This window comes from Sorangium aterium (assembly GCF_028368935.1).
GTDB classification, from domain to species: Bacteria; Myxococcota_A; Polyangia; order Polyangiales; family Polyangiaceae; genus Sorangium; species Sorangium atrum.
Genome location: NZ_JAQNDK010000001.1, coordinates 2,382,106 through 2,397,793 on the forward strand (window position 1 = coordinate 2,382,106; position 15,688 = coordinate 2,397,793).

The window sequence follows — 15,688 nt, forward strand, 5'->3', positions numbered from 1 at the left end:
CGCCCTCAGCAGACGAAGCGCACCTCCACGCGCCCACAGGAGCGCCGGAAAATTCGACAGACGACGCGACGTATCGCCTCTCCGGAGAATCGAATCTCACCAGACACCTGCGGCGAGCGCGTCGAGCGCGGCCCTGCAAGGAACCATCCGGTCCGAGATCGCGGCTGGCCGGTCTGCAAGCTCAGAGCGACGGAGTGGGGGGCGCGTGGTGAGCGATGAAGAAGGAGTGGTGCCCGTGCACTGCGGCGAGGTCATCGCAGACCGCTACCGGGTCGAGCGACCGCTCGGCATCGGCGGGATGGGGGCCGTCGTCGCGGCGCGGCACCTGTCGCTGGGCGAGCTCGTGGCCGTCAAATTCATGCGGCCGGAGCACTGCGGCAACGCGGCGCTGCTGAGGCGGTTCCAGCGCGAGGCGCGCGGGATGTTCCGGATGAAGACGGAGCACGTGCCGCGGATCTACGACCTGGGCGCGCTCGCCCCGAGGCCGGGGATCGCGCTGCCGGTGCCGTACATCGTGATGGAGCACCTCTCGGGCAACGATCTCCGCTCGATCCTGGAGCGCCGCGGACGGCTGCCGGTCGACGAGGCGGCGGAGTACGTCCGTCAGGCGTGCGTTGCCCTGACGGAGGCGCACGCGCTCGGGATGGTGCACCGGGACCTCAAGCCCGCGAACCTGTTCCTGACGTACCGGACCGACGGCACGCCGCTCCTCAAGGTGCTCGACTTCGGCGTCGCGAAGTTCATGAGCACGAAGCCGGAGCACGACGGGCTCGAGATGACGACGGCGCGGTCGGTCATGGGCTCCCGCCGCTACATGGCGCCGGAGCAGATGCTGACGCCCAAGGACATCGATCTGCGCGCGGATCTGTGGGCGCTCGGGGTCGTGCTCTACCAGCTCGTGAGCGGCACGCTGCCGTTCGGCGCGGAGACGCTGGAGCAGTTCGTGCTGGTCGTGTCGGAGAAGGCGCCCCGGCCGCTCGGGAACGCGTGCGCCGATCTGCCCCAGGGGTTCGAGGAGATCGTGATGCGCTGCCTCGAGAAGGACCGGACGCGCCGCCCGGCCTCGGCCCGCGAGCTCGCCGCCGCGCTCGCGCCGTTCGCGCTGCGCGGAGCGCCCGACGCGACGCTGCCCACGGGGGTGCACCGGAGCCAGCCGACGTTCACGTGGCTTGACGATGGGCCGCCCACGACCGCCGCGCGGCCGCCCATGACCTCCGCTCGGCCGGCCATGACGTCCGCTCGGCCGGCCGCGATCTCCGCGAGGCCGCCCACGACGTCCTCCGGGCCGGCCGAGACGAGGCGCGAAGGCCGCCGCCCCAGGCGAACCTGGCTGGCGGCCACGGCCGGCGCCGTCTCCGCGAGCGCCACGCTCGCCGCGATCCTCCTGTCGCCCGGGTGGCCACGGGCAGCGGGATTGACCTGGGCCGACGGCACCGGCGCGCAGCACCTCGCGGCGGTGTCGCAGGGGCTCGCCGCGGTGCCGAAGGGGAACGCGGTGGCAGCCAGGTCGTTCCAGGAGCCCGATGACATGGCCGAAGGTGCACCGCACGACGGCGCTGCCAGCGCGTGCGACGCTCCCCAGGCCGACGCCAGAGGCGCGCGCCCCGCCGCGCGCAGCGGAGCCGGCGCCGTCCTGTCCACGAGGACCGCGCCGCCCGCACGGGCGGCTGCGGGGAGTACGCAGCGCGCGCCAGCGCGCGGGGGGCGCGCGTCTGAGACCTCGCCGGCGCCCGCAGCTGGCGCCGCGGTGCGGACGGCGGCGGATGCGCCGGCGCCCGCCCGGGGCGCGGCTGCAGGCGCGCCGTCCCTCGTGGCAACGCCCGGTAGCGGCGCTGAAGCCGCGGCGCCGGCGGGCGCGCCGGACAGCCCGTGGTGATCGCCATGCGCCGAGGAGCCCTGCCGAAGGTCCCCTGTTGCTCGCGCCCGCGCGGGCTCGCTTCCGCCCTCGCAGCCCTGTCGCTGTCGATCGCGCCGGCGAGCGGCCACGCTGGCGGGCCCGGTCTGGCGCAGTCCGACCTGGAGCAGCCAAAACCCGACCCGGGACAGCCGGGCGGGCACAAGGAGCAGGTGCTCGCGCTCTATCAGGCCGCGACGCGCCTTCTCGAGGCGGGCCGCATCGCCGAGGCGTGTGCCATGCTCGAGCAGGGCCGGACGCTCGATCCAACCGCCCTCAACCTCCTCCTGCGGCTCGGCGAGTGCCTCGCGCGCGCAGGCAGGACCGCGGGCGCCTGGAACGTCTTCAACGAGACCGCGGCCATCGCGAAGAGCGCGGGAGATCCCCGCGCCGCGCGCGCGGCCGCGCTCGCGGCGGCGCTCGAGCCGCGGCTCTCGCGGATGGCGGTCGCCGTGCCCCCCGGGAGCGCCGCGCCGGGGCTGGAGATCCGCCGCAACGGCGTGCTGCTCCTGCCCTCCCAGTGGGGACAAGCCCTCCCGGTCGACCCGGGGACACACACGATCGAGGCGCAGGCGCCCGGCAGGAAGCGCTGGTCGGTCGTACGCCTCGTCCCGCCCGACGGCGCGGGCATCGTCATCGAGCTGCCCCTCCTGGCGCAGGAGCCGCCTCCTCGCCCGCTCGCCGACGCGCCGAGAGGCCCCAGGACGCATGCGCCTCCCGTCCTGCCGATCGACGACCGCGGAGGCGACGCCGGCGCAGGGCGCGTGCAGCGCGTGATCGCGCTCGCGACCGGCGGCGCCGGCCTGGTCGGGCTCGGCCTTGGCGCCGTCTTCGGCGCGGAGGCGATCGCCCGCAGGGACGCCTCGAACCGGGGCCACTGCGACGCGCGGAGCCGCTGCGACGCCGTCGGGGTCGCGCTGCGCGAGGACGCGCAGAAGGCCGGCACCGCCTCGACGATCGCGTTCTCGACCGGCACCGCCGCGCTGCTCGCGGCCGGCCTGCTCCTCTGGACCGCCCCGCCCAGCGCCGCCGGCCCGCCCTCGCGCCGCGCCACGGCGACGGCCGCCGCCGGCCCCGGCGCTTTCTCCCTCGTCGTGGGTGGGAGTTATTGACGTGGGCGCGCGCGGCACGACCGGGCTCGGCCTGCGGTTCACCCTCGTGGCGCTCGGCTGCGCGGGCTGCAACGCGCTGCTCGGGCTCGAGGACGGCATCCTCGTGGAGGACGGCTGCGCGCCGCTCTCGACCATCGCCTGCTACAGCGGGCCGCCGGCGACCGAGGGGGTCGGCGCCTGCCAGACCGGCCTCATGCGGTGCAACGCCGCCGGCGACGGCTACGGCCCCTGCGAGGGCGAGGTGACGCCTGCGCCGGAGCGCTGCGGCAACGCGGCCGACGACGACTGCGACGGCGAGATCGACGAGGCGGACGGCGACGGCGGCCGCCCCGAGGATCCCGCGGCCGACGGCGGCAGCGCCGTCTGCGCCTGCACCCCCGGGACCGTCGAGCCGTGCCCGTACGGAGGACCGCCGGGCACCGTGGGCGTCGGCGCGTGCAGCGCCGGCCAGCGGGCATGCGGCCTCGACGGCCGGTGGGGCGCCTGCGCCGGCGAGGTCACGCCGCGGATCGAGGACTGCACGACGCCGGCCGACGAGGACTGCAACGGCGGATGGGACTGCGGCGCGGTGCTCCCCGGCGGACCGCTCGGCGCGCTCCTCGGCGGCGCAGGCCAGGAGAGGGCGCGCGCGCTCGCGGCGGGCCCCGGGGGCTTCGCGATCCTGGGCGGCGAGTTCGAGGGCTCCCTCGATCTCGGCGCAGGGCAGGTCGCGACCGGCGCGGAGCAGGACGTCTTCGTGGCGCGGCTCGATCCGGACGGCGCCGTGGCGTGGACGCGCCGGCTCGTCGACGAGGGGCGAGGCTCGCTGCAGGCGCTCGCGGTGGATCTCGAGGGAGAGGTCGCGATCACGGGCGAGCTCGTGGGGGTGATGAGCGCCGTGGGGCTCACCGCCGACGCGCCGCAGGGCTTCGTGATCAAGCTGGACGCCGGGGGCGGGCTGCGCTGGGGGGCGAGGCTCCCTGGCAGGCCGCAGGACGTCGCGGTCTCGGCGGCAGGCGAGGTCGTCGTCGTGTCGACGCTGATGGAGCCCAGCGGGACCGACGTGGCGGTGACCAAGCTCAGCGCCGCGGGCCTGCAGCTCTGGACGCACCAGTTCGGCGGCGCGGGGAACCAGGAGCCGACCGGTGTGGCGATGGACCCGCGCGGCGATGTGGTCATGACAGGGACCTTCGAAGGCGAGCTCCAGCTCGGCGAGGAGGCGCCCCGGCTCTCGTCCGCGGGGATGAGCGACGTGTTCCTGGCCAAGCTCGACGAGCGCGGCGAGCACGTCGCGTCGCTGGCCTTCGGCGACGGCCGCCGGCAGCACGGGGGCGACATCGAGATCGGGCCGGGCGGCGAGATCGCGCTGAGCGGGACGTTCGAGGGCCTGCTCGATCTGGGCGGCAGCGCGCTGTTCTCGGAGGGGATGTCGGCGTTCGTGGCCGAGCTCGGGCCTGCGCGAGAGCACCGCTTCAGCCGGGCTTACCCCGCGGAGCGGCCGCCGCGCCTCGCGCTCGAGGCGGACGGCGGGCTCGTCCTGGCGGGCGACGTCGATGGCCCGACCAACCTCGGAGGCGGGCCGCTCGACGGCGCCGGAGGCGGCAGCGACATCGTCGTGGCGCGGCTCGACGCCGGGGGGCGCCACGTGTGGAGCAAGCGGCTCAGCGCGGCCGCCGGGACCCGCGGCGGGAGCCGATCCGCGGCGGGGGTCGCGTCGTTCGTTGACCGCGGCCACATCCTGCTGGCCGGAACCCTGGAGGGCAGCGTGGACCTCGACGGCGTCACGGCGGAGTCGACCTGGTCCGACATCCTGGTGGCGCGGCTCTCGCCGTAGGGCGCCGACGATCGCCGGCAGGGTCGCATCCGCCAGGACGGCTCATCGCAGGGGGCTCCTCGGCGCGCTCGACCCTCGATGGTCGCCGGCAGGACGGTACGCGACAAAACAGGACAGGCGATCTCGTCGAGATCGCCTGTCCTGTCCGGCCGGCTCGGATCACCTCAGGATCGATGACGCACGACGCCGGCTCGGCGCCTGAGGGCCATCACTGGCAGGTGCCCAGGCACTCGAGGTACGGGCTGCACGCCGCGTCGTCTTCGCAGGCGGCCGCGGCGGCCTCGATGCAGGCATCGTCCTCGGCGAGGTCATTCAGGCACGCCACGCAGTCGGCGTTGTTCGCATCCAGGTTGATTGTGCCGTCATCATTGCAGACGTCGCTCGTGGCATCGGTGGTATCGCACACGCTGGCGCACGCGGAGTCAGCCGCGCAACCGCACTGCTCGAACCCGTGAATCCCGAGGGCCTCCACCCCTTCCGCGTACGTCTCATCACAGCAGTCCGAGCAATCGTCCGCGGTCTCGGCGTCGGCGCACACTTCGCCCCCGCCCCCCGCGCCGCCCTCGCCTCCGCCCGTCCCGCCTGATCCGCCCTCGCCCGTGGTGGCCGACGACGTGGTCGAGCCCGAGGCGCCCGAGCCGCCGTCGCCGCTCGTGTCGCCGTCACCGCTCGTGACCGTACAGGCCGCCATCATACCCACGCTGATCAGGATCGCTGCGAAACCGAAAGCTTTCATGAATCCACCTCCAGACGAGTAGGGTCGCGCCGCGCGGCTCGTAACTCGGCATTACACGTCGAGCGACGTAGCCGGGCCACGCTCCCTGTGCACTTCAACGCCACCGTCGGCGCCGGGCGCTGTTCCTACACCAGAATTTTACGTGATGGTATCTGCTTCGTGCCTACAGCTGCGCCTCCGCGCCGCAAGCGGCCGCGCCAGGAGCACGCATGTCTCTGCACAATGTGCGCACAATCCACCGGGACAGATCGGTTGTCAGCCGTTTTATGCAACAGGAGCAGACCCTAGCACAGGGCAGGTGCGGGAGATCAAGCGGCTCTGCGTGGATAACCTGCTCCAGGGGAACGCGCTGGGCACGCGGGCGACCTCGACGGCAAAGGTGAGGCAGAAAGCGCCAACCAGAGCTCGCTGGTGGCCTGTCGCGCTCCGAACGATCGAGATCTCGATGGAACGGCGGGGAGCTCTCGGCCCTTCTGCTTCCGCGCGCGGCGTTACGAGCCGCCCGCGGCGCGCCGCATGGCGCAGTCGAGGTCGCCTTTGCAGGGGTCGCCCGCTGTACGCGCGCCGCCTGGGCTCGCCGGCGGCGCGGCGGCCGCCGGTCCACTGCTCTCCGCGGCGCGCCTCGCCGACACCTTGCCCCCGGCTGCGGGGGCGGCGGGTCGGGCCTTCGCCCCGCCCTCGCGCGCCTTGTCGCCCTTCTTCTTCTTGGCCGGAGGCGCCTCGGCGGGCGCGGCCGCGGCCTTCGCCTCCACCTTCGGCAGCTGCGTCACCGCCGCGCTCGCCGCGTGCCGCACGCCGAGTTGCGCAGCGGCCTGGAGCGTCTCGCGCGGGGCGCCGAACCACACCGCGCTGGCAACGGCGGCCGCCGCGAGGACGCCCACGATTCCGTAGCGCACGCCCGCCGCCCGTCGCGCGCGTGGCGGGCGCAGGTCGATCGGGACCTCGGAGGGCACGGGCGTGAGATCGGGTGGCCTGAACGCCGGCAGCTCGGAAGGCACGCCGAACGGAAAGATCTCCAGGTAGCTGCTGCGCTCTCCGTCGCCTGCGGCGGACCCGTGGAGTTCCGCCGTCCCGGAGCTCCTCGCGCCGTGCTCGGCCCGCGCGCCGTTCGTCGTGGTGGCTGCCTTCTCCACCGCGAGCAACGCGCTCAGGGAGATCACCACCGAGTTCTCGTCCCGCGGCCCGGCCGCAACGCCGTCCGGCGCCGCTCCGCCGCTCGTGGATCGGCCATCCGTCTCGCCGGGCAAGTGATTGGTGCTTCTCATACGCTCCACCCCGCCTGCCCTCCGTGTCGACCGAGCACAGGGCGCAGACAGCATCTACCAGTGTACTCGCCATTTACCGCTCTTGATACAAGTTTTTTATTGCACTGGAGAGCGCACCTCGTCGCAACCGCTCGCAACCGCTCGCAACCGCTCGCAACAGCGCCGGAGCGCTCGGCGCTCGTGCGCGCAGCGGCCAGAGCGCCCCACACCGTGTCGGCTCAAGCGACATCGGGCGTGACGACCCGGGGCGAGGTCGCGCGTGCGCGTCCAATGGCCTCGCGCCTCGCGCCTCGCGCCTCGCGCCCCGCTCCCCCGTCGCCCCGCGCCCCGCGCCCCGCGTGCGGTGCATCACACCGGAGTCGGAGCCGGAACGATTCTCGAGCGGAACGGGAACAACGATGGATCACTCGATGCGCTTTGTGGTCGGAAATCCAAACGGCCCGCGGAAAACGCACCGCGCCTCCCGGCCGGGCGACATTTCACGTCGACGAAACCTCGACGAAACATGCCACTCGGCATAAGGCCTTTCACCACGACGTCGTGTGGCTGGCCCTTGTCCGGGGACCGCGCTCTGCTGCGCAGGGCGGCCCTCCGGTGTGTCCAGCCGGGAGTCTCCACTGGCCGGCTCCCGAACTCCCAACGGCTCTTGTGCAGTCGAATCGCCGCGCCGCGTCGATGCAGGGCATTGGACGCGCCCCCGGCACCCAAGGAGGATGCGTTGAATATGTACACGTCTGGGTTGGACGTTGAGGATCGGCCGGCGGCGGGCACCTCTCGGCGGCGGGCGCTCTGCGTCGCGATGGCGGCGCTCGCCGGCGCGGCCCTGCTCTCTGCGTGCGGCAAGGCGAACGAGGAGGCTCCTGCGCCCGGGACGACGCCCGCGGCGCCCGCCTCGGACAGCGCCTCCATCAAGGTCGGCGTTCTCCACTCGCTGAGCGGCACCATGTCGATCAGCGAGGTGGCCGTGAAGGACGCGACGCTGCTCGCCATCGAGGAGATCAATAAGGCGGGCGGCGTGCTCGGCAAGCAGCTCGTGCCCGTGGTCGAGGACGGCGCCAGCGACTGGCCCACGTTCAACGAGAAGGCCAGGAAGCTCGTGCAGCAGGACGCGGTGGCGGTCGTGTTCGGCGGCTGGACCAGCGCCAGCCGCAAGGCGATGCTGCCCTCGTTCGAGGAGCTGAACGGCCTGCTCTTCTACCCGGTCCAGTACGAGGGCCTGGAGCAGTCGCCCAACATCTTCTACACGGGCGCCGAGCCGAGCCAGCAGATCGTCCCCGCGGTCGACTACCTGCTCGAGAAGGGCAAGAAGCGCATTTACCTGCTCGGCTCCGACTACGTCTTTCCGCGCACGGCCAACAAGATCATCAAGGCTCAGCTCGCGTCGAAGGGCGGCGAGCTCGCCGGCGAGGAGTACCTGCCGCTCGGCGGGACCGAGGTCAGCACGATCATCAGCAAGATCAGCGCGGCCAAGCCGGACGCGATCTTCAACACGCTGAACGGCGACAGCAACGTGGCGTTCTTCAAGCAGTTCAAGGACGCCGGTTACACCGCCGACAAGCTGCCGGTCCTCTCGGTGAGCGTCGCCGAGGAGGAGGTGCGCGGCATCGGCGCCGACAACATCGCCGGACACCTCGTCTCGTGGAACTACTACCAGACGACGGACACCCCCGAGAACAAGAAGTTCGTCGACGCGTACAAGGCCAAATACGGCGCCACGCGCGTCACGGACGATCCCATCGAGGCGGGCTACTTCGGTGTCTATCTGTGGAAGATGGCCGTCGAGAAGGCCAAGTCGACCGAGGTCGCCAAGGTGAAGGAGGCCGTGAAGGCCGGGGGCATCGAGTACAATGCGCCCGAGGGCCTGGTCCGGCTCGACGGGAAGAACCAGCACACCTGGAAGACGGTCCGCATCGGCGCGGTCCGGAAGGACGGACTCATCGACGAGGTGTGGAGCTCGGGCAAGCCGGTCCAGCCGGATCCGTACCTGAGCGCGTATCCCTGGGCGAAGGAGCTGGCCGCGAAGTAGCGGGGCGCGGGCGCGGAGCCTGAAGGCCGGACCACGGAGCCGCGGAGGGCGCGGGGCCTCGTCATGACGCCCTCCGCGCCTCCGCAGCTCGAACCTCTCTGTGCGCGGCGTCTCGATCGGTTGGGTGCTCTAGAATGAACGAAGTTCTCCTCCACGCCTTCAACGGCCTGAGCCTGGGCTCGATCCTCCTGCTCATCTCGATGGGCCTCGCGTTCTCCTTCGGGCTCATGAACGTGATCAACATGGCCCACGGCGAGTTCATCATGGCGGGGGCGTACACGACGTACGTCGTCGGGCAGCACGTCGCGCCGCTCGTCGGGGGGACCGAGGCCGGGCTCTGGTTCCTGCTCGCGCTGCCGGCCTCGTTCCTCGTGGCCGGCGTGCTCGGGCTCCTGCTCGAGCTCTCGATGATTCGCTTCCTCTACGGCAGGCCGCTCGACACGCTGCTCGCCACGTGGGGCGTCGGCCTCGTGCTGCAGCAGGCCGCGCGGAGCCTGTTCGGCGCGTCCAACGTGCAGGTCTCGAGCCCGTCGTGGCTGAGCGGCGGCGTGGCGCTCTCGGGCGGCGTGCAGCTGCCTTACAAGCGGGTCTTCCTCATCGCGCTCGTGATCGCGTGCATCGTCGCCGTCTACACGTACCTGCACCGCTCCGCGGGGGGCAGGCGGCTGCGGGCCGTCATGCAGAACCGCGAGATGGCCTCGTGCCTCGGCGTCCGCGCGCGCCGGGTCGACGCCGCGACGTTCGCGCTCGGCGCCGGGCTCGCCGGGATCGCCGGGTGCGCGCTGACGCAGCTCGGCTCGATCGGCCCGTCGCTCGGGACGAACTACATCGTCGACGCCTTCATGGTGGTCATCCTCGGGGGCCTCGGGCGGCTGCCTGGCACGGTGGTGGCCGCGCTCGTGATCGGCGTCGCGAACACGCTGCTCGAGCTCTCGACGACGGCGTCGCTCGGCAAGGCGCTCGTGTTCGCGCTGGTGATCGCCTTCTTGCAGTGGCGTCCGACAGGCCTGCTCGCCCTGCGCACACGATAGGAGAGGACACGGACATGGCCCCTCGAGACTCTGCCCTTCGCACCTTCGTCTGGACCTGGGGAGCGCCGCTCGCCGTCGCGTTGCCGCTCCTCGTCGCGCCGCTCGTGCTCTCCGACTTCCGCCTGAACCTGCTCGGCAAGTTCCTCACGTACGCCATCGTCGCCCTGGGGCTCGATCTCATCTGGGGCTATGGCGGGATGCTGAGCCTCGGGCAGGGGCTCTTCTTCGGCCTCGGCGGCTACGCGATGGCGATGTACCTGAAGCTGGAGACCTCCGGCTCGCGGCTGCCCGATTTCATGAGCTGGAGCGGCCTCGAGGCGCTGCCGATCTTCTGGGAGCCGTTCCGCTCGCCGGTCGTGGCCCTCTGCGCCGTCGTCCTCCTGCCGATGGCGATCGCGTCCGCGGTGGGTTATCTCGTCTTCCGGAGCCGCGTCCAGGGGGTGTATTTCTCGCTGATCACCCAGGGGCTCACGCTGATCGCGTCGATCCTCTTCATCGGCCAGCAGGCGGTGACGGGCGGCACGAACGGGATCACGAACCTGAAGACGATCTTCGGCTTCACGCGGGGGGCAGCCGGGACGCAGACGGTGCTCTATTTCGTGACGCTCTTCTGCCTCGGGGCGCTCTATCTCCTGTGCCGGAAGCTCACCCAGTCGCGCTTCGGGCGCCTGCTCGTGGCGATGCGGGACGACGAGAACCGGGTGCGCTTCCTCGGCTACAACCCGGTCACGCTCAAGACGCTGGTGTTCGCGCTGTCGGCGGGCATGGCGGGCGTCGCGGGCGCGCTGTTCGTCTGCCAGGTCGGCCTCATCTCGCCCTCCTCGATGGGCGTGATCCCGTCCGTCGAGATGGTGACCTGGGTGGCTGTCGGCGGGCGCGGCACGCTGATCGGCGCCGTCGTCGGGGCGATCCTGGTCAGCCTGGGCAAGAGCGCGCTCAGCGAGTCGTACCCCGAGGTGTGGCAGCTCGGCTTCGGCGCGCTCTTCGCGGCGTCGGTCATGCTGCTCCCGAAGGGCGTCTCGGGCTTCCTGCAGCGGCACGTCGCGAAGCTCTCGCGCCGCCGTACGGACGGTGTGGCGGGGCCGGCGGGCGGGGACGAGGTCGACCCGGCGGCGGGCCCGGAGGCGCCGGCGACGACCGGTCGCTGAGGGAGGAGGCGCGGAGATGAGCAGAAACGAGCGCGGAGACGATGAGAGGAGCAGCGCGATGAGCCGCGGCAACATCGTCGAGGTCCAGCGGGTAACGGTGAGCTTCGACGGCTTCAAGGTGCTGGACGAGCTCGACTTTTCCATCCAGCGCGGGGAGCTCCGGTTCCTGATCGGGCCGAACGGCGCGGGGAAGACGACGCTGCTCGACATCCTGACCGGCAAGACGAAGCCGTCGAGCGGACGAGTGGTGTTCCACGGAGGTGGGGAGTCCGGACAGGAGTCCGTGGAGGTGAATCGCCTCCCGGAGCACGCCCTTGTGCGGCTCGGGATCGGGCGGAAGTTCCAGACGCCGGCGGTGTTCGGGAGCCTCACGGTGCTCGAGAACCTGGAGGCGGCGATGGGCTTCCGGGAGAGCGCGCCGGGGCTGCTCCGCGGGCTGTCGGCGCAGCAAGAGAGGGAGATCTCCGAGACGCTCGATCGCGTCGGGCTCAGACGGCGCGCGGACGTGCGGGCCGCGGTGCTCGCGCACGGGGAGCGGCAGTGGCTGGAGATAGGCATGCTCCTCGTGCAGCAACCGAAGCTGCTCCTGCTCGACGAGCCGGTGGCGGGGATGACCCGGCGCGAGCGCGACCGCACGGGGGAGCTCGTCCAGGAGATCGCGAAGCAGCGGTCGGTGCTGGTGGTGGAGCACGACATGGAGTTCGTGCGGCGCTACGCGAGCACGGTGACGGTGCTGCACGCAGGCAGGCGGCTGTGCGAGGGGCCGGTCGAGGAGGTCCAGCGCGATTCGAAGGTGATCGAGGTCTATCTCGGGCGGGCGCACGACGCGGGGCACGCGCGGGGCGGGGCCAAAGCGCCGGTCGAGGCTCAGGCGGAGGAGCGGTAGCGAGCATGCTGGTTGTCGAGGATCTCGCGGTCTATTACGAGGAGAGCTGCATCCTGTCGCAGGTCAGCCTGGACGTCGCGCCAGGGCGGGTGTCGTGCCTGCTGGGCCGCAACGGGGTCGGCAAGACGACGTTGCTCAAGGCGATCATGGGCGTGCTGAAGCCGCGGCGCGGCAAGGTGACGCTCGACGGGGCGGACCTCACGGCGAGGTCGCCGAGCGACAGGGCCCGCGCGGGGATAGGCTATGTGCCGCAGGGGCGAGGGATCTTCCCCTACCTGACGGTGCGAGAGAACCTGCTGATGGGCTTCGAGGCGAAGAGCGATGCGACGCCTAGCCCCGCTGCGCTGGAAGAGATGATGGAGATGTTCCCCATCCTCAAGAAGTTTCACGCGCGGGCGGCGGGGACGCTGAGCGGCGGACAGCAACAGCAGCTCTCGCTCGCGCGGGTGCTGCTGAGGAAGCCGAAGCTGCTCTTGCTCGACGAGCCGACGGAGGGGATCCAGCCGTCGATCATGCAGGAGATAGGCGAAGTGATAAAGGGGCTCGGGAAGAAGGGGGATATGGCGATCCTGCTCGTGGAGCAGTTTTTGGATTTCGCGCTCTCGACGGCGAGCGAGTACTTCATCATGGACAACGGGGGGATCGTGCGGCGGGGGAGCGTGGCGGAGTTCGACGACGAGATCGCCAGGGAGTTTTTGGCGGTGTGAGGAGCCCCTCGAGGGCGGCCCGGCCCCGGGAGAGGGAGTTCGTGGCGTGGCGGTGCGCGGGGCCCCGCCGAACTCGCCTGGGACGTCCTCTGTCCGGCGCGCTGCGCACGCCGGACAGAGGACGTCAAATGGGCTCGGACATCGGCCCTTCCCCGCGCACCGCCACGCCACGAACTCCCTCTCCCGGGGCCTACGGTTGATCGGCTCGGACATCGGCCCTTCCCCGCGCACCGCCACGCCACGAACTCCCTCTCCCGGGGCCGACGGTTGATCGGCTCAGACATCGGCCCTCCCCCGCGCACCGCCACGCCACGAACTCCCTCTCCCGGGGCCGACGGTTGTTGTGTTTTGTTCTTGGCGTCCTTGGCGCCTTGGCGGCTCACTTCTCGCTCGATCAACGTCATCGGTGTCCTGGAAGCGAACGCAGGTGCTGCCCTGGGGGACCCCAACCATCGGTTTAACCCGAGATCGCCGTGGACCTGGCCGTCTCCTCGAGGTCGCGGAGGTTGGGCACGACGACGGCGGCGAGGTTCCCGCCCAGCTCGCCAGCGCCATGCGTGAGGGCGGAGAGGATGGCGCGCTCGGGGCGACGGGCCGCCTCGACCGTGTCTGTCGCGCTCGGCACCGCCTGCTGCTCGGCACGGGCGGGCGCATGTCGAGCGTGCGGCGCAGCAGGGAACGCGTGGGAGGACGCGCGTCGGTGGACAGCGGGCGCCGAGCGGCAGTAGGACAGGGCATGGAGAAGCGGAAGGGCGCTAGATGGCTGTGGGCGGCGTGGGCGGTGACGGCAGGCGGATGTGCGCTGGCGGCGGGGCTGGAGGACGGTTATTACGTGCAGAAAGAAGGCAGTGGCGGAACCGGAGCCGAAGCCGGCGCCGGGGGAGCTGGCAGCGGGAGGGGAGGCGCCGGGGGAGCTGGCAGCGGGAGGGGAGGCGCCGGGGGAGCTGGCAGCGGTATGGAAGGCGCCGGGGGAGCTGGCGGCGAGGACGAGTGCACGCTGGCCGGACAGCGGTGCGTCGGTCAGACGTGCGTCGATGGGCAGTGCACCGGGGAGTGCGGTCCGGAGGACGTGCGCTGCTCGGAGGACAATCGCCCGCAGCGGTGCGGAGAGCGCGGGTCGTGGGAGGACGCGGAACCGTGCGGTGCGGCGACGCCCGCATGCGACGCAGGGGAGTGCGTGCCACGGAGCTGTGTCGGACTGGCCGAGACGTGCGGCCCTGACAGCAACGAGAGCTGCTGCGCGACGGGGGAGGCGGTGTCCGGGGGCACGTTCAACCGGGGCAACGACGCAGCGTATCCAGCGACGGTGAGCGGGTTCTTGCTGGATCGGTTCGAGGTGACGGTGGGTCGCTTCCGGAAGTTCGTGGAGGCGTATCCCGGGAGCAAGCCGGCGGCGGGAGCAGGTGCGCACCCGAAGATCGCGGGTAGCGGGTGGAATGCGGATTGGGCGAGCAAGCTGCCTGTGGACACAGCGGAGCTGAAGGCGGCGGTGAAGTGCGAGTCAGACTTCCAGACGTGGACGGATGCAGCGGGTGATCACGAGCGCCTGCCGATGAGCTGCCTGAGCTGGTACGTGGCGTTCGCGTTCTGCGCGTGGGATGGGGGCCGTCTGGCGACGGAGGCGGAGTGGAACTACGCGGCGGCGGGAGGAGGAGGCGCGGACGGGCAGCGCGTGTATCCATGGTCGAGACCGGCAGACTCGACGGCGATCGATGCCGATCACGCGGTGTATGGCTGCGGGCCTGACGGCAAGTGCACCCCCCCCGGCGACATGCAGGCCGTCGGGTCGAGGTCGCCGGGAGATGGGAGGTGGGGACAGGCGGACCTGGCCGGGAACCTGCGGGAGTGGGTTCTGGACTGGTACGCGGAGCCGTACCCATCAGGCGACTGCAAAGATTGCGCCAATATGGCCATGGCCTCGTATCGGGTGATCCGGGGCGGGGGCTGGAACGACGTTGCGTCGACCCTGCTCTCTTCCGGACGCAACTACGACGACCCGTCGGCCCGCAAAATCGACGTCGGGGCCCGGTGCGCGAGGACACCGCGGTAACATGGCATCAACTTCGCTCAACGCATCGCTCCCCTTGAAGCTTGATCCTTGAACTCTTGATCAAGCAAGGCTCATCGCCGATGTCGGGCGATAGCAGCCGCAACGCAGGGAGCCGGCGATCCGGGGCTCCGTCCCCGGCCCGGTTGCAGCGCCGGAGATCGCGGTCCGCAGGCTCCCCTGGGCCCGAGCCGGCGCGCCGGCAGGATCGCGTGTCGGGCGGAATCCCCAGCAGGGGTCCTCAGCTCGGCTCGTCGAGCACTTCGGCGAGGGTCTTGGCGCTGAGCACCCGCTCGGCCCACTGCTCGAGCGCTGCGATCTCGGCCCCCTCGACTCGGGCGATGGCGGCTTCCGGGAGCTCGCCGAAACGAGCGCGGAGCTGCCGCAGGAGCACGGCACGCTCTCCTTCGAGGCGCCTTTCTCTGCGGCCCTGGTCGCGCCGAATCGCGATGGAGCCTGCCCCTCTCCTCATCGAGGTCGCGGAGGGCGGGCAGCGCTGCGACAGCAATCTGCGTGCCCCGCTCGCCGCCGCCGTGAGCCAGGGCAGAGAGGACGGACCGCTCGTACTGCCTCGGCGGTGTCCGTCACGCTCGAAACCGCCTGCCGCCCCAGCACGGGTGTGCGCGGGTCGAGCGTGCGGCGACGCAGCAGGGCAAGAGGTGGAGGACGGGCGTGGGTGGACAGCGGAAGCGTGTCGGCAGTGGGACAAGGCATGGAGAAGCGGACGGGCGCGAGATGGCTGTGGGCGGGATGGGCGCTGACGGCGGGCGGATGCGGGTGGGTGGCGGGGCTGGAGCCCAGCTACCAGGTGGTGGAAGCGGGCAGCGGTGGCAGTGGAGGGGCAGCGAGCGCCGGCGGGGAGGCAGGCAGCGCGGGAGGGGGCGGGAGCGGAGGCGAGGGCGGGAGCGTGGAGTGCACGCCCGAGGGAAGGGAATGCGAGGAGCAGACGTGCGTGGTTGGGAAGTGCACGGGGGAGTGCGGGCCGGAGCAGGTGCGGTGTACGGACAACCGGCCGCAGCACTG

Annotated in this window: 13 protein-coding genes; 9 read left to right on the forward strand and 4 right to left on the reverse strand. The window is 71.6% G+C overall.

Translation table 11 applies throughout. The features are described from left to right. Positions 1 to 235: 235 nt before the first annotated feature. The 3 genes from POL72_RS08515 to POL72_RS08525 are packed head-to-tail and all read left to right on the forward strand — an operon-like array spanning position 236 to position 4,819. Positions 236 to 1,876 carry a serine/threonine-protein kinase gene (locus tag POL72_RS08515; protein ID WP_272094537.1) on the forward strand — a complete coding sequence of 547 codons (1,641 nt, stop codon included), beginning with the start codon at positions 236 to 238 and terminating at the stop codon, positions 1,874 to 1,876. A gap of 5 nt (positions 1,877 to 1,881) precedes the next feature. Next, entirely contained in the window at positions 1,882 to 3,006 is a 1,125-nt protein-coding gene (locus POL72_RS08520) for a tetratricopeptide repeat protein (RefSeq protein ID WP_272094538.1), read from the forward strand. A 1-nt stretch (position 3,007) separates the two neighbouring features. Continuing rightward, entirely contained in the window at positions 3,008 to 4,819 is a 1,812-nt protein-coding gene (locus POL72_RS08525; protein WP_272094539.1) for an NHL repeat-containing protein, read from the forward strand. A gap of 208 nt (positions 4,820 to 5,027) precedes the next feature. Here POL72_RS08525 and POL72_RS08530 read toward each other — a convergent pair whose 3' ends face one another. Together POL72_RS08530 and POL72_RS08535 are read right to left on the reverse strand one after the other, a co-directional pair. After that, positions 5,028 to 5,555 (reverse strand): hypothetical protein, encoded by a 528-nt coding sequence (locus POL72_RS08530; RefSeq protein ID WP_272094540.1) that lies wholly within the window; start codon positions 5,553 to 5,555, stop codon positions 5,028 to 5,030. A gap of 491 nt (positions 5,556 to 6,046) precedes the next feature. Continuing rightward, on the reverse strand, positions 6,047 to 6,820 hold the full coding sequence (locus POL72_RS08535; protein ID WP_272094541.1) for a hypothetical protein: 774 nt from the start codon (positions 6,818 to 6,820) through the stop codon (positions 6,047 to 6,049). 724 nt (positions 6,821 to 7,544) lie between these two features. Between POL72_RS08535 and urtA the strand changes: the two genes are divergently transcribed. The 5 genes from urtA to urtE all read left to right on the forward strand — a co-directional run bounded on the left by urtA (position 7,545) and on the right by urtE (position 12,618). After that, a complete protein-coding gene (urtA, locus tag POL72_RS08540) occupies positions 7,545 to 8,846 on the forward strand; it encodes an urea ABC transporter substrate-binding protein (RefSeq protein WP_272095925.1) in 1,302 nt (433 codons plus the stop codon). Between the two features lie 134 nt (positions 8,847 to 8,980). After that, a complete protein-coding gene (gene urtB / locus POL72_RS08545) occupies positions 8,981 to 9,877 on the forward strand; it encodes an urea ABC transporter permease subunit UrtB (protein WP_272094542.1) in 897 nt (298 codons plus the stop codon). Positions 9,878 to 9,891: 14 nt separating this feature from the next. Further along, complete coding sequence (urtC, locus tag POL72_RS08550; RefSeq protein ID WP_272094543.1) at positions 9,892 to 11,025, forward strand: urea ABC transporter permease subunit UrtC; 1,134 nt, start codon at positions 9,892 to 9,894, stop codon at positions 11,023 to 11,025. A gap of 16 nt (positions 11,026 to 11,041) precedes the next feature. Beyond that, the gene (gene urtD, locus POL72_RS08555; protein WP_272094544.1) at positions 11,042 to 11,911 is read left to right on the forward strand and encodes an urea ABC transporter ATP-binding protein UrtD; all 870 of its coding nucleotides are present in this window, start codon (positions 11,042 to 11,044) and stop codon (positions 11,909 to 11,911) included. A gap of 5 nt (positions 11,912 to 11,916) precedes the next feature. Continuing rightward, positions 11,917 to 12,618 carry an urea ABC transporter ATP-binding subunit UrtE gene (gene urtE / locus POL72_RS08560; RefSeq protein WP_272094545.1) on the forward strand — a complete coding sequence of 234 codons (702 nt, stop codon included), beginning with the start codon at positions 11,917 to 11,919 and terminating at the stop codon, positions 12,616 to 12,618. Positions 12,619 to 13,075: 457 nt separating this feature from the next. On the opposite strand, the gene POL72_RS08565 is transcribed toward urtE, so the two are convergent. Continuing rightward, positions 13,076 to 13,243: a hypothetical protein gene (locus tag POL72_RS08565; RefSeq protein WP_272094546.1), complete on the reverse strand. Its 168-nt coding sequence runs from the start codon at positions 13,241 to 13,243 to the stop codon at positions 13,076 to 13,078. 111 nt (positions 13,244 to 13,354) lie between these two features. On the opposite strand from POL72_RS08565, the gene POL72_RS08570 reads away from it, so the two are divergent. Continuing rightward, complete coding sequence (locus POL72_RS08570; protein ID WP_272094547.1) at positions 13,355 to 14,668, forward strand: formylglycine-generating enzyme family protein; 1,314 nt, start codon at positions 13,355 to 13,357, stop codon at positions 14,666 to 14,668. Between the two features lie 238 nt (positions 14,669 to 14,906). On the opposite strand, the gene POL72_RS08575 is transcribed toward POL72_RS08570, so the two are convergent. Next, on the reverse strand, positions 14,907 to 15,059 hold the full coding sequence (locus POL72_RS08575; RefSeq protein WP_272094548.1) for a DUF4351 domain-containing protein: 153 nt from the start codon (positions 15,057 to 15,059) through the stop codon (positions 14,907 to 14,909). Positions 15,060 to 15,688 lie beyond the last annotated feature (629 nt).

Bases quoted from the DNA above. Each gene is read 5' to 3' on its own strand.
- urtA (WP_272095925.1), top strand. From the start codon at position 7,545: ATGTACACGTCTGGGTTGGACGTTGAGGATCGGCCGGCGGCGGGCACC.
- POL72_RS08535 (WP_272094541.1), bottom strand. From the start codon at position 6,820: ATGAGAAGCACCAATCACTTGCCCGGCGAGACGGATGGCCGATCCACG.
- urtE (WP_272094545.1), top strand. From the start codon at position 11,917: ATGCTGGTTGTCGAGGATCTCGCGGTCTATTACGAGGAGAGCTGCATC.
- POL72_RS08570 (WP_272094547.1), top strand. From the start codon at position 13,355: ATGGAGAAGCGGAAGGGCGCTAGATGGCTGTGGGCGGCGTGGGCGGTG.
- urtC (WP_272094543.1), top strand. From the start codon at position 9,892: ATGGCCCCTCGAGACTCTGCCCTTCGCACCTTCGTCTGGACCTGGGGA.
- urtD (WP_272094544.1), top strand. From the start codon at position 11,042: ATGAGCAGAAACGAGCGCGGAGACGATGAGAGGAGCAGCGCGATGAGC.
- POL72_RS08520 (WP_272094538.1), top strand. From the start codon at position 1,882: ATGCGCCGAGGAGCCCTGCCGAAGGTCCCCTGTTGCTCGCGCCCGCGC.
- urtB (WP_272094542.1), top strand. From the start codon at position 8,981: ATGAACGAAGTTCTCCTCCACGCCTTCAACGGCCTGAGCCTGGGCTCG.
- POL72_RS08530 (WP_272094540.1), bottom strand. From the start codon at position 5,555: ATGAAAGCTTTCGGTTTCGCAGCGATCCTGATCAGCGTGGGTATGATG.